At 65.8% G+C, this 12,493-nt stretch carries 13 protein-coding genes; 3 read left to right on the top strand and 10 right to left on the bottom strand.

All coding sequences use genetic code 11. From position 1 onward, the window contains the following. Positions 1-17: 17 nt before the first annotated feature. Positions 18-713: a dienelactone hydrolase family protein gene (locus AC1D02_RS09525; RefSeq protein ID WP_477316075.1), complete on the bottom strand. Its 696-nt coding sequence runs from the start codon at positions 711-713 to the stop codon at positions 18-20. Positions 714-973: 260 nt separating this feature from the next. Between AC1D02_RS09525 and AC1D02_RS09520 the strand changes: the two genes are divergently transcribed. Both AC1D02_RS09520 and AC1D02_RS09515 read left to right on the top strand, forming a co-directional pair. Then, entirely contained in the window at positions 974-1,390 is a 417-nt protein-coding gene (locus tag AC1D02_RS09520; RefSeq protein ID WP_477316073.1) for a hypothetical protein, read from the top strand. Between the two features lie 13 nt (positions 1,391-1,403). Further along, positions 1,404-1,835 carry a hypothetical protein gene (locus AC1D02_RS09515; RefSeq protein WP_477316071.1) on the top strand — a complete coding sequence of 144 codons (432 nt, stop codon included), beginning with the start codon at positions 1,404-1,406 and terminating at the stop codon, positions 1,833-1,835. On the opposite strand, the gene AC1D02_RS09510 is transcribed toward AC1D02_RS09515, so the two are convergent. From AC1D02_RS09510 to AC1D02_RS09470, 9 genes are all read right to left on the bottom strand, one after another. Beyond that, complete coding sequence (locus AC1D02_RS09510) at positions 1,832-2,443, bottom strand: M15 family metallopeptidase (protein ID WP_477316069.1); 612 nt, start codon at positions 2,441-2,443, stop codon at positions 1,832-1,834. The genes AC1D02_RS09515 and AC1D02_RS09510 overlap by 4 nt on opposite strands. 3 nt (positions 2,444-2,446) lie before the next feature. Then, on the bottom strand, positions 2,447-3,343 hold the full coding sequence (locus AC1D02_RS09505) for a LysR family transcriptional regulator (protein WP_477316067.1): 897 nt from the start codon (positions 3,341-3,343) through the stop codon (positions 2,447-2,449). 55 nt (positions 3,344-3,398) lie between these two features. Then, complete coding sequence (locus AC1D02_RS09500; protein WP_477316065.1) at positions 3,399-4,199, bottom strand: N-acetylmuramoyl-L-alanine amidase; 801 nt, start codon at positions 4,197-4,199, stop codon at positions 3,399-3,401. Between the two features lie 9 nt (positions 4,200-4,208). Next, positions 4,209-5,174, bottom strand: a complete 966-nt coding sequence (locus AC1D02_RS09495; RefSeq protein WP_477316063.1) for an N-acetylglucosamine kinase — start codon at positions 5,172-5,174, stop codon at positions 4,209-4,211. 6 nt (positions 5,175-5,180) lie between these two features. After that, the gene (locus tag AC1D02_RS09490) at positions 5,181-6,746 is read right to left on the bottom strand and encodes a glycoside hydrolase family 10-like protein (protein WP_477316061.1); all 1,566 of its coding nucleotides are present in this window, start codon (positions 6,744-6,746) and stop codon (positions 5,181-5,183) included. Positions 6,747-6,762: 16 nt separating this feature from the next. Next, positions 6,763-7,899, bottom strand: a complete 1,137-nt coding sequence (locus AC1D02_RS09485) for an acyltransferase family protein (RefSeq protein ID WP_477316059.1) — start codon at positions 7,897-7,899, stop codon at positions 6,763-6,765. Further along, complete coding sequence (locus AC1D02_RS09480) at positions 7,896-9,161, bottom strand: MFS transporter (RefSeq protein WP_477316057.1); 1,266 nt, start codon at positions 9,159-9,161, stop codon at positions 7,896-7,898. The genes AC1D02_RS09485 and AC1D02_RS09480 overlap by 4 nt, the downstream gene beginning before the upstream one ends. Positions 9,162-9,206: 45 nt before the next feature. Next, on the bottom strand, positions 9,207-10,088 hold the full coding sequence (locus AC1D02_RS09475) for an N-acetylmuramic acid 6-phosphate etherase (protein ID WP_477316055.1): 882 nt from the start codon (positions 10,086-10,088) through the stop codon (positions 9,207-9,209). A gap of 89 nt (positions 10,089-10,177) precedes the next feature. Then, the gene (locus tag AC1D02_RS09470) at positions 10,178-10,918 is read right to left on the bottom strand and encodes a GntR family transcriptional regulator (RefSeq protein ID WP_477316053.1); all 741 of its coding nucleotides are present in this window, start codon (positions 10,916-10,918) and stop codon (positions 10,178-10,180) included. Between the two features lie 207 nt (positions 10,919-11,125). Here AC1D02_RS09470 and AC1D02_RS09465 point away from each other — a divergent pair, with 207 nt between their 5' ends. Beyond that, complete coding sequence (locus AC1D02_RS09465; protein ID WP_477316051.1) at positions 11,126-12,424, top strand: serine hydrolase domain-containing protein; 1,299 nt, start codon at positions 11,126-11,128, stop codon at positions 12,422-12,424. Positions 12,425-12,493: the final 69 nt, after the last annotated feature.

The raw sequence follows: 12,493 nt of genomic DNA, 5'->3' as shown, positions 1-12,493 counted from the left end.
CCACGGCGCGCTGCCGCCTACTTGAGGTGGCGTTCGAAAAATTCCGCGGTGCGGCCGTTGGCCAGGGCGGCGGCGTCAGCGTCGTAGTGCGTGCCGCGATGGCGCGCAAACGCATGGTTCACTCCCGGATAAATGAACACGTGGGCGAGCGGCTCGTCCGCCAGCGCCGTCGTGATCGCCTCCTGCGCCGGCTTCGGAATGTACTCGTCGTCCTCGGCAAGGTGGACCATCAGCGGCGTCGTGAGGTCGTCCGCCTCATCGAGATACTTGTCGGTCTGTCCGCCGTAATAGACCACTGCGGCATCGGCGCCGACCCGCGCGGCGGTCAGAAAGGTCATCAGGCCGCCAAGGCAATAACCCATCACGCCGATTTTTCCGCTGGCGCCGGGCAGCGCGCGTGCTGCCGCCATGGTCGCCGCGATGTCCGCGACGCCGGCATCACGGTCGAAGGCGGTGTACAGCGCAAAGGCTTTCTTCCATTCCTCCGGGCTTTGGTCAGACATGTCGACGCCCGGTTCCTGGCGCCAGAACAGGTCGGGGCTCACCGCCAGATAACCTTGCGCGGCCAGCGCGTCGCAGGTGTCGCGCAGGTCGAGATTGACGCCGAAAATCTCCTGGATGACGACGATGGACGGCGCCGGCAACGTCTCCGGGCGCGCCAGGTATGCCTGAAAACTTCCGTCAGGGGTGTCGACGGTGATGTATTCGCTCATTCGGTTTTTCCTTAAGATTCTTCATGAAGGTGATGAGGCGAAAAATGCAGGCAATCGACTCACTTCTTGAGTAGATTATGAACGATTACCGAATCACACCTGCAGCGGTGGGCAAAAGACCCTGCGAGAATCGCATCGCAAGGAACATCCCGGCCGCACATAGGCAGTGACCAACTCCGTCTTTATGCTTGCGGTATCGCTAAACGCTTTTTGACGCAGCACCGTATGCTGGACTATTTTCTCAGCTTCAGGAGAATTTCGTGCCCACCGATCACCGGCAACATAATGGGCCGCCCGGCGAACGCGGACGTTTCGATGGCTGGCAGAATTTCCTCATCAGCCTTGTGCTCCATCTTGGTCTCCCCTTGTTTCCCCTGGCACTGGAGAACTGGTTTTCGGGCGCCGTTGAGGCCAAATCTGCCGCATTGACGGCCGCACTTTACTCGATGGCAATCGGCCTCTCCTCCCGAAACGTGACACAATTTGGATTGGGGATCGCCCTGGGCTTTATGTTCTCCGCAGCATTCGGTTTTCTGGCCCGCGACCCGGGCCTGCCATATGCAAAAATTTATTCGTACAGTGCAATCGGCTTTGTCTTTGGACTGCATGCATTCGAGCGGTTCAAGCGCCACGTGATCAAGCGCAAGCCGTTTTTCGAATTTCTCGTCGTTGACTAGCGGAGTAGTAGCGATGCAATGGCCAATTGCGTTGATGGTCCTCGGTAATATACTCGCAGCGGGGGGCATGGTGTACGCCGCGCTCGATGTGCATAACACTCTTCGCGCCCGTAGAACCCTCGTCGCGCAGCTCGCGAAGGATCGCGAGTTCGTCACGGTGCTGCAACGGCCGGAGGTGGGCCAATTGCTGGGCCACGAGATTTCTCGATCCGAACGCGAGCTTGCAGCGTCAGTGATTGAGCGATTACACGCCCTGATGGTGGCACAGTTACGGCTTCTTAATCCCTTGGAAAACCGCCTGATGGCTGAAGGGCTACGACAGGATTCAACGATCGGCAGGGCGCGCTTTGTGATGAGTATTGCGCAGTTGGTCGAGCGGCATCTACTCAAAAATGGGGTCAGGTCCGCAGGACCTGACCCCGGTGCTGCGGATGCCGCATCTTAAAGCACCCGGCGGAACGTTTCGCGCACCACGGCGCGGTCGCCGCAATCGTAATGCCACCACTCGGTATTGATGCCCTGGAAGCCGGCCTGGAACATGGCGTCGCGCAGCAGCTGGCGATTGGCGATGTGCTGCTCCGTGATCGCGCCGCGCGCCAGCATCTCCGGCTCGAGCTTCGGATGCGACAGCTCGGTCAGGTCGTCGAAGCCGGTGCCCATGTCGAGCTCCCGCCCCTCTTCATCGAGGATCGTGATGTCGAGCGCCATGCCGAACGAGTGGATCGAGCCGCGCTCCGGATTGGCCAGGTACATCTGCAAGTCGGTGCCGTCGAGCGCATCCCACAGCTGCTGCTGCACCCGCTGCGGCCGCAGCGCGTCGAGCACCAGCGCCTTGGCGCCCGGCCGGCGTTCGGCCAGGTAAGCCACCACTTGCTCCAGCGCCGCCGCCGCGTCGCGATGCAGCCACGCGCAGTCGAACGGGGAGTACAGGTCGCGCCCGACGAAGTTGTCGGCGGTCGCATAACGCAAATCGACCGCAATGCCTTCGATGGTCGACAGATGACGGAATTCTTCGCTGCCGGCGATCTCTTCGCTGGCCACTGTGTGCTTCATTGATTACACCTTTTCGATACAGGCGCGCGCGGTCGCGCCGATGCTGTTGGCCAGTTCGCGCGCGCCGTGCGACAGCGGCGAATGGCTCGCGGTAAGCAAAAACAATTGCACCGGAATCGAGGGCGCCCACGGCCGCCGCTGCAGCTTGTCGCCGCCCGACGCCGCCGTGAACGGGTCGACCACCGCCATGCCGGCGCCCGCTTCGACCAGAGAACGGGCGATCTGGTAAGTCTGCACGACGGTATGGAACACCGGCGTGATGTCGACGTCCTCGCACGCGGCAATCACCTGCTCGCCCAGCGGATCGTTCTCGGCATGGCCGATCAGTTCGCCCGCGAGATCGGCCGGCGTCACCGGCAGCTTCAGTTCGGCGTCGGTCCAGGTGCCCGGCGGCGCGATCACCGTCATCACGCCCTGCGCCAGCGGCTCGGCGACGATGCCGGGATGGCGCGGGTCCTGCAGCGACAGCGCGAGGTCGGCCTCGCCCAGGCGCAGCGCGTTGACGATCTCGCTGGTGTGGAAGGTGGCCAGCTCGCAGCGCGTCTGCGGGAAGTCGCGGCGCCACGCCGACATCGCGCCCGGCAGCACGCCGATGGCGATGGTCGGCGTCGACACCAGGCGGATGGTTTCCACCGCGCGGCCCTTGAGGCTGGCGGCGAGACGGCGGATGCCCTGCAGGTCGCGGTTCAGCTTTTCGGTCTCGACGAACAGGCGGTGCGCTTCCGGCTTCGGATACAGCTTGCCGCGCACCCGCTCGAACAGCGGCATGCCGAGCTGCAGTTCGGCGTGCTGCAGCACCTTGGTCACCGCGGGCTGCGAGATATGCAGCACCTGCGCGGCGCCGCTGATGGTGCCAACCTGCATGATGGCGTGGAATACTTCAATGTGGCGGAGGCGCATAACCTTATCCTTCCTTTTTTCGCAGCATACAGGGAAATCCTTATGCCGCGCTTATTCAGGGCGCTTTCGGCGCCGGCGTGGTCAGCACGTCCAGCAGCGCCGCGGTCTCGGCGTCCGGCGTGCCGTCGATGATGGCCGGACGGTATTTCATCTGGAACGAGGTCAGCACGTTGCGCGTGGCGGTGTCGAGCTCGCCCGTCTGCGGCGTCGCGTAGCCCCACTGCGCCAGGCGCTTCTGGAACCATGCCACGTCCGGCAGCGCGGCGTCGAACTGCGGCCGCACCGCCGTCACGCGCGCCGAATCCGGCCACACGACCAGGCCGGCCTGCGCCAGCTGGAACCACGGGAACATCGGTCCCGGGTCCTGCTTGCGGCCCGGCGCGATGTCGCTGTGGCCGAGAATGTTCTCCGGCGCCACGCGGTGCCTGGCGACCAGGTCCTTGATCAGCAGGATCAGCTGGTCGATCTGCGCCTGCGGGAACGGATACCAGGTGCGCACGCCGTTGGCGTCGGTGGTGAAGCCGGGATTGACGATCTCGATGCCGATCGAGCTGCCGTTGAGCAGCGTGTAGTTCTTCCAGTTCGACACGCCGGCGTGGTTGGCCTGGCGCGTCTCGTCGACCAGATTGTAGGCGCGCGGTTCAGCCTCGTCGGTCAGCAGGTAGTGCGCGCTCACGCCTTCCTGGGTCAGGGTCCTGATCGATCCCGGCAGGTTGCTCACCGTGTAGTGCACGACGATGAACTTGACGCGGCTGCTTTGCGCCTTGGCGGTCAGCGAGTGGTCGATGCGCGGGCCCGGCGCGGCGCAGCCGGCGAGCAGGGCGATCATGAGCGTGGCGAGCAGTGTTTTTTTCATCGGCTTCATTCAGGGTGGTGACAAAGGCGGGGTCGGGTCCGGCGGACCTGACCCCTGGTTTTCTTTCGCGGCGATGCGCGCAGCCGCGTAATGCGCCTGTCCCACCGCCTGCGTGAGCGATATACCGGCCGGCATCGCCGCCCGCATCGTCTGTTCAATGATCGGATGCAGCTCGGACGCGCGTCCGGCCAGCACGACGGGACGCGGCCCGAAGCGCGAAATCAGCGCCTTGGCCAGCCGCGCCAGCTCTTCGCCGGCGCCGCGCAGGATGGCCATGCCCGCCGGATCGGCATCCGCGCTGGCGGCGACCGCCAGCGCCAGCTTGCCCACTTCGCCGCGCTCCTGGCCGTAGATGAACTGGCGCGAGAGCGACCAGTCCTCGCCGCCGATATGCGCGAACACGGCGCGCGCCATCGGCGAATCCTGCCAGGCCCCCGGGCGCTCGTCCTCGTTGCGCCAGATCAGGCGCAGGGCTTCGCGCGCGATCCAGAAGCCGCCGCCGCCGTCGTCGAGCATGACGCCGCGGCCGCCGGCGCGATGGAACACTTTCTCCTCATCGATCCAGGCGCCGATCGAGCCGGTGCCGGCGTAGACCAGGTAGCCTTCGCCCGGCGCAAAGCTGCCGAGGTAAGCGATTTCGATATCGTTCGACAGCGTGATTGCGCGGGTGCGGATCTGCAGCAGCTCGGACAGCCATCGCTGCAACTGCTCGCCGTCGCCGCCGAAGCCGGTCAGGCCGGCGCGCACCTTGCTCGGCCGGCCATGCACCAGCACCGCCTGCGCCAGCATGGCGAAGTTGGCGTACACCGCCTGGCGTCCCGACCCGCTGCTCATCTGCAGCGCCGACAGGCCGGCGACCTGGCCTTCGGCGACGATGGCGCCGTCCGGCTCGGCCAGCGCCCAGCGCGTCTGCGTGCCGCCGGCGTCGATGCCGAGGCCGAGCGAGCTATCGGGTTCCAGTTCCAGATTCCACATGACGTCTTACTTCCCCAGCACCGCGACCGGCGCGCTTTCGTTGCCCAGGCGGTCGACCGCGTTGACGAACACCGCGGCCGGCTCGCCGAGCACGCGCACTTCGGCCTGCGACGCCGGCGCCACCGTGAAGCGCCACTCATTGCCGTAGCGCGACCAGATAGCGTACTGCGCATTGTCCTTGCCCGGCGCAAGCTTCAGGGTGACAGCGCCCTTTTCGCGCTTGGCGAGCACGCCTGGCGCACCCGGCTTGGCGCTGGCCAGCCACGGCGTCGCCGGCACCAGCGCCGGTGTCGCGTAGTCGGCGGCCTTCAGCTGGTCGCTGATGCCCTTGCGGTTCTCCATCAGCGCGGCCATGCTGAAATGCACGTGGCCGGTCGCGCCCGGACGCGCGTGCGTGACCTTGATCTGCTCGACGATCTCGGCCGGCGGATAGTCCTTGCTCGGCGCGCCGATGCGGCTGGTGAACAGCCCCGGCCAGATGTGCCGGCCCTTTCCGTTCTGCGCGATCCAGTAGTCGAGCAGCACGTCGTAGGCCTGCGGCTTTTGCTCGATCGCCCAGTACAGCTGCGGCGACAGGTAATCGAGCCAGCCCGACTGCAGCCACAGTTCGGCGTCGGCGTACAGCTTGTCGTACTGGCTGAAGCCGGCGATGCCGGCCGGGCGCAGCGCCGGCTTGCCCAGGCCGAACGGGCTGATGCCGAACAGCACCCAGCTCTTCTCGCGGTGGATGCCGGTGTACAGCGCCTCGATCAGGTGGTTGACGTTCTGGCGCCGCCACGACGCGCGGTCCAGCTTGCCGCCGGTCGCGAGGTAGCGCTGCCACGCCGGCTGGTCGGGGAAGTCCAGTTCCGCCCTGGAGCCGCCGTTGCCGTCCAGCGCGGCCGCGCCGCCCTCGGCATTGGGCGCCTCGATCGGATACGGATAGAAGTAGTCGTCGATGTGCACGCCGTCGATGTCGTAGCGGCGCACCACGTCGAGCACGACGTCCAGCGTCTGCCTGGATGCCGACTCCTCGGCCGGGTCCATCCACAGGAACTTGCCGTAGGTTTTCACCGCGGCCGGGTTGGTTTTGGCGATGTGGTTGGCGGCCAGCGGCGACCTGGCGCCCGAATGGCGCGCCCGGTACGGGTTGAACCAGGCGTGCAGCTGCAGCCCGCGCGCGTGCGCCTGCGCGACCCAGAACGCCAGCGGATCGTACATCGGCTGCGGCGGCGTGCCTTGCGCGCCGGTCAGGTATTCGGTCCACGGCTCCAGCTTCGACGGGTAGATCGCGTCGGCGCTCGGGCGCACCTGCAGCACCACCGCGTTCATGTTCAGCGACTTGGCGCGGTCGAGGATGGCGATCGCCTCGGCCTGCTGCTGCGCCGCGTTCAGGTTCGGCTTGGTCGGCCAGTCGATATTGGCGACGGTCGACACCCAGGCGGCGCGGAATTCGTGCGGCGACGCGGGCGGCAGTTCGGTCGGCGCGGCGGCCACCACCACCGGCGCGGCCGGCTTCTTGATCGTGGTGCAGCTGGCCAGCAGGGCGGCCACGGCGGCCAGCACGAGTGCGCGTTTTTTCAGATGAGGCAAATCGACTCCCGGGATTCTAGACTTTGACGAACCATTTTTTGCGCCACATGAGCCAGGCGATGCTGAACATGAAGGCGTTGAACAGCAGGGCGTACAGCAACGAGGTGTTGACCGGCGCGATCGGCAGCGCCTTGACCGGCGCGTACAGCATCTTGCCGAGCGAAAGCTTGCTGCCGTCCGGCTGGGCGAATTTGATGAAACCGAGCATCTTGGCGATCAGGCCGGACAGCGCGAAGATGAACAGCGCGTTCATGCCGTAGATGACGAAGGGCTTGCTCCAGCGGCCGGCCGCTTCGCGCACCGCGGCGCTCGGGTTGACGTCGAGCAGCCAGTAGAACGCCGAGAACGCCACCAGCGCCCAGCCGCTCATGAACAGGCAAAACGACGGCGTCCACAGGCTCTTGTTGATCGGCATGAGGACGGCGTCCAGCGTGGAGCCCAGCGCCAGCAGCAGCAGGCCGATCAGCAGCATCCAGACGGTCTGCTCGGTGCGCGGCGCGGACGACAGCAGCCAGCGGCCGGCCAGCACGCCGATCAGCTGGCTGCCCAGCGCCGGCAATGTGCTGACGAAGCCTTCCGGATCCCAGGTCTTCGACTGGATCCACAGGTGTTTGCCGAGCAGCATGCGGTCGAGGTAAGCGCCGATATCCTTGCCCGGCTCGAGCACGCCGGCGCCGAACCCGGGCACCGTCACCCACAGCATCAGCGCCGAATACGCGGCCAGCAGGCCGACTATCCACGCCAGTTGCTGGCGCCAGGTGCAGTACACGACGATCGGCGCGGCCAGCAGGGTGCAGATGGCGATCCGCTGCAGCACGCCGGGAATGCGCACGATCGGCCAGTTGAAATACGGGACCACGTTCAGCGCGAAGCCGATCGCGAAGATCAGCAGCGCGCGCAGGGCCAGCTTGCGCAGCAGGCGCGGCTTGTCGGCGCCTTGCGCGGCCAGGCGCCCGAGCGACAGCGCCATCGACACGCCGCCGATGAACAGGAAGAACGGGAAGATGGTGTCGGTGAAGGTCCAGCCGTTCCACTTCGCGTGTTCTAGCTGGGGGTACAGGTTGTTCCAGTCGCCCGGGTTGTTCACCAGCAGCATGGCGGCAATCGTGAAGCCGCGGAATGCGTCGAGCGAAGTCAGCCGGCCGAAATTCATTTCTTGCCGAATTCCGGGTCGATCTTCACCAGCGCGGCCATGATGAAGGCCGGGATCGTCATCAGGCAGACGTAGATGAAGAAGTGCTGGTAGCCGAGCAGCTCCTGGATCTTGCCGCTGACCATGCCAGGCACCATCATGCCGAGCGCCATCAGGCCGGTGCAGATCGCGTAATGCGCGGTCTTGTGCTCGCCTTCCGCGACCATGATCATGTACATCATCATCGCGGTGAAGCCGAAGCCGTAGCCGAACTGTTCCAGCGCCAGCGACGAGCAGATCAGGTAGAAGTTCTGCGGCTGCACGCTCGCCAGGTAGACGAACACCAGGTCGGGGATGTGGACGGAGAACACCATCAGCCACAGGCAGCGTTTCAGGCCGAGGCGCGAAATCAGCAAGCCGCCGAGCAGGCCGCCGAGAGTCAGCGCGATCACGCCGACGGTGCTGTACGCCACGCCGACCTGCGAGGTGGTCAGGCCGAGGCCGCCCTTTGCCAGCGGGTCCATCAGGAACGGCGCGGCCAGTTTCAGCAGCTGCGACTCGCCCAGCCGGAAGGTCAGAATGAAACCGAGGATCAGCCAGATCTCGCGCTTCTTGAAGAAGGCGCCGAAGGTGGCGAAGAATTCGGCCAGCGGGCTGCCGCCGCTTGCGACCGCGTGGTCCTCGGCGGGGCGCGGCAGCATGAAGTGGTGGTACACGCACAGCGCCAGGAACATCGCGGCAAGCACGAAGAACACCACCGACCAGGCGAAGCGCACGTCGCCGGTGCGTTCGGTCAGCTGGCCGGCGAGGTAGACCAGCGCGCCCTGGCCAGCCAGCATGCCGAGGCGGTAGAAGGTGCTGCGCACGCCGACAAAGGCGGCCTGGTGCTGCTGGCGCAGGCCGAGCATGTAGAAGCCGTCGGCGGCGATGTCATGGGTGGCCGAGCTGAACGCCATCAGCCACAGCACGGCCAGGCTGACCTGGAAGAAGGTCGGCAGCCGCATGGTCAGCGCGACCAGCGCCAGCGAGGCGCCGATCAGCAGCTGCAGGCTGACGATCCAGAAGCGCTTGGTGCGGAACATGTCGACGAAGGGCGACCACAGCGGCTTGATCACCCACGGCAGGTACAGCCAGCTGGTATACAGCGCGATGTCGGTATTCGAGATGCCGTTGGCCTTGTACATGATCACGGACAGCATCATGACGACCACGTACGGAATGGCCTGGCCGAAATACAGCGACGGCACCCACAGCCACGGACTCTTCACTTGCGATGTTTGCATAGGACTTTCGTGATCGCGCGGCACAGTGCGCCGGGCGCCGCCCGGTTATGCGGCGAGCGCCTGGCGCACGCTGCCGCGCGCCGCCTCGAGCAATGCCCGGGCCTGGTCGATACTGGTTTTTTTGGACAGGGCCACGATGGCGACCTTGACGTGGAAATCGCACTGCTCCAGCGCGGCGCGGGCTGCGGGCTCGTCGGCGCCCGTCGCAATCATCGTCAGGCTCACCGCGCGCTTCACCAGCTTTGCGTTGGTCGGCTTCAAGTCTACCATCAGGTTGCCATAAACCTTGTTCAAACGCACCATCAATGCACTTGAGAAAGTATTCAGGGCGATCTTCTGCGAGGTTCCGGCCTTCAGGCGGGTGCTGCCCGAGATCAGCTCGGAGCCGGTGTCGAGGGTGACGCCGATTTCGGCCTCGTTGGCCACCGGGGCGTCGACGTTGTTGGCGAAGCCGACCGTCAGCGCGCCGATTTCGCGCGCCGCGCGCAGCGCGCCCAGCACGTACGGCGTGCCGCCGGACGCGGCCAGCAGCAGCACCACGTCGTTGGCGCTCGGATTGGTGGCGCGCAGGTCGGCCGCGCCTTGCTCCAGGTCGTCCTCGGCGCCCTCTACGGCGACGTACAGCGCCTTGCTGCCGCCGGCCAGCAGCGCCAGCGCGCGCTCTTGCGGCCACGAGAAGGTCGGGTACAGTTCCACGCTGTCGAGCAGGCCGAGGCGGCCCGAGGTGCCGGCGCCGACGTAGATCAGGCGTCCGCCCGCTTCGATGCGCGGCAGCGCCGCGGTGACGGCGGCGGCGAGGCGCGGCGAGGCGGCGCGCACCGCGTTCACGGCATTCATCTGGTCGTCCACCAGCGCGTTGATCAGCTCCACGGTCGGATACTGGTCGAGCTGCGCGTGGTCCTGGGAAGGGGTTTCAGTTTTTAACATCGCCGTCTGACATGGATTGGATGCTACCAGTGTAATACCAACCCTACGGGCAATCCCATGAAAGGATCAGGTCAAGCCATTCCGCAAGGTTATGAAGCGCGTCGCATTTCCGCCACAAAGTCATAATGGTCGCTTCGGCAATACGAATGGGTCAGCTCCACCGCCTGGCCCGATTCCAGGTAGCCGATGCGGGTGATGAACAGCACCGCCTGGCCTTCCGGGATGCCGAGCTGGCTGGCCAGCAGCGCCGGCGCGTTCATCGCGCGGATGTGCTGCAGCGCGCGCACCGGCAGGTGGCCAGACTGGCCCAGGTGTTCGTACAGCGAGCCGCCGACCATTTCCGGACGCGGCAGCACGGCCGCGGGGATCACGCTGATTTCGTAGGCCATCACCACGTCGTCGGCCAGGCGCAGGCGCTCGAGGCGCGCGACCCGGGTGTGCGGCGACAGGCCCAGGCTGAGCTGCTCGTCGGCGGCGGCCACCACGATGGCGCGCTTGAGCCACTGCGAGCTGGGGCGGTAGCCGCGCTGCATCAGCTGCTCGGAAAAGCTCGACAGGTTCGACAGCGGCTGCTCGATGCGCGGCGCGATGTAGTTGCCCGAGCCGCGCCGGCGCACCACCAGTCCCTGGCCGACCAGCTGGTCGATTGCCTTGCGCGCGGTGACGCGCGAGACGTCGAGCTGCTCGGACAGCAGGCGCTCGGACGGCAGCGCCTGGTCGACCTGGTAGCGGCCTTCGCGCACGTCGGCGATCAGCTTGCGGGCGACCTGCATGTACAGCGGGGAATTATCGTTCGAATCGGCGCGGAAATCGGTACTGGTATTGCTCATTCATTCTCTTTCGATCGGTGGACGCCTTGGCGGGACGCGCTTTGCCGCATATTTTAGCCGCATTGGTCTGATCGGGCGGCAGGCTTTTCAAGCATATCAAAAAGTTATGCACCCTTTACTTCAATTCATTGGATTGGGGCCAACCGAGGCCGTATCCTGCAACAAAAAACCTCGTCTGTTGCGGGCGAGATACAGGAGCAAGAGAGAATGAAACACACCAGGCGCACTTTGCTGGGCCTCGCCCTGATGGGCGGGATGAGCCACCTGCTGCGCGCCGCGCCGCTGGCGGGCAATCCGTACGCCGAGCTCGACCGCGAACTGTCGGACATCGCCGGCGACCCCGGCTGCCAGATGGCCAGCCTGTCGGTGCTCGCGATCCGCGCCGGCAAGCCGGTCTACGAGCGCCAGTTCGGCCAGCGCTTCCTGGCCACCGCCGCGGCGCCGGGCCGGCCGGCCGATGCGCGCACCATGTACCGGATCGCCTCGATCTCGAAGATGATGACCACGCTCGGCCTGATGCGGCTGGTCGAAGACGGCAAGGTCGCACTGGACACCGATGTGAGTGCTTACTTAGGCTTCACGCTGCGCAATCCCAACTTCCCCGCCAAGCCGGTGACCTTGCGCACCTTGCTGTCGCACACCTCCTCGCTGCGCGACGAAGCCGGCTACTTCTGGCCGCTCGACACCGCGCTGTCCGCCGCCATCACGCCGGGCGCCTGGGCGAAGAATGCCGGGCCGGGCGAATTCTTCACCTACTGCAACCTGAACTGGGGCGTGATCGGCACCCTGATGGAGCGGGTCACCGGCGAACGCTTCGACCGCCTGATGAAGCGTCTGCTGCTCGACCCGATGGGCCTGCACGGCGGGTACAACCCGTCCGAGTTCTCGGCGGAAGACCTGGCCAACGTCGCCACCATCTACCGCAAGCGCACCACCGACACCGAGGTGTGGGACGGCGCCGGCCCATGGATCGCCCAGGTCGACGACTACAGCGAGCGCGCGCCGAAGCCGCCGGCCGGCATCGAGCGCTACGTGCCCGGCACCAACGCGACGGCGTTCAGCCCGACCGGCGGCCTGCGCATCTCGGCCCGGGACATGGGCCGCGTGATGCAGATGATGATGAACGGCGGCAGCATCGACGGCCGCCGCATCCTCAAGCCGGCGACGCTGGCGGCTATGTTCGAGCGCCAGTGGACCTTCGACGGCAAGAACGGCGACACCTACCGCGGCCTGTTCAACTGCTGGGGCCTGGGCAACCAGCAGTTTCCCGACAAGGCCGGCATCGCGCTGGTCGACGGCGGCGGCTTCGCCGGCATCGGCCACCACGGCGACGCGTACGGCCTGGTGTCGACCTTCGTGTTCGATCCGGTCGCCAAGAACGGCATGGTGGTGCTGGTCGGCGGCACCGCGGCCGACCCGGAAACCCGGCGCGGCGCCCACTCGTCGATGGCGCGCTTCGAGGAACGCATCCTCACCGCTTTGTACCGCCGTGCAATATTGGGCTGAAGCAACTAGAATTGACGATCCCGTCATACATGAATGTTAGTTATAACCGGGTGATGCACATTCATTAGC

This window comes from Massilia sp. P1_C10, assembly GCF_056406475.1.
The sequence above is the reverse complement of the archived record's forward strand: the minus strand, read 5'-3'. Positions and strand labels throughout refer to the sequence as shown.

Excerpts from the sequence above, each read along its gene's own strand:
- AC1D02_RS09470 (WP_477316053.1), bottom strand. The coding sequence starts at position 10,918 with ATGAGCAATACCAGTACCGATTTCCGCGCCGATTCGAACGATAATTCC.
- AC1D02_RS09480 (WP_477316057.1), bottom strand. The coding sequence starts at position 9,161 with ATGCAAACATCGCAAGTGAAGAGTCCGTGGCTGTGGGTGCCGTCGCTG.
- AC1D02_RS09475 (WP_477316055.1), bottom strand. The coding sequence starts at position 10,088 with ATGTTAAAAACTGAAACCCCTTCCCAGGACCACGCGCAGCTCGACCAG.
- AC1D02_RS09495 (WP_477316063.1), bottom strand. The coding sequence starts at position 5,174 with ATGTGGAATCTGGAACTGGAACCCGATAGCTCGCTCGGCCTCGGCATC.
- AC1D02_RS09525 (WP_477316075.1), bottom strand. The coding sequence starts at position 713 with ATGAGCGAATACATCACCGTCGACACCCCTGACGGAAGTTTTCAGGCA.
- AC1D02_RS09485 (WP_477316059.1), bottom strand. The coding sequence starts at position 7,899 with ATGAATTTCGGCCGGCTGACTTCGCTCGACGCATTCCGCGGCTTCACG.
- AC1D02_RS09500 (WP_477316065.1), bottom strand. The coding sequence starts at position 4,199 with ATGAAAAAAACACTGCTCGCCACGCTCATGATCGCCCTGCTCGCCGGC.
- AC1D02_RS09515 (WP_477316071.1), top strand. The coding sequence starts at position 1,404 with ATGCAATGGCCAATTGCGTTGATGGTCCTCGGTAATATACTCGCAGCG.
- AC1D02_RS09505 (WP_477316067.1), bottom strand. The coding sequence starts at position 3,343 with ATGCGCCTCCGCCACATTGAAGTATTCCACGCCATCATGCAGGTTGGC.
- AC1D02_RS09510 (WP_477316069.1), bottom strand. The coding sequence starts at position 2,443 with ATGAAGCACACAGTGGCCAGCGAAGAGATCGCCGGCAGCGAAGAATTC.
- AC1D02_RS09465 (WP_477316051.1), top strand. The coding sequence starts at position 11,126 with ATGAAACACACCAGGCGCACTTTGCTGGGCCTCGCCCTGATGGGCGGG.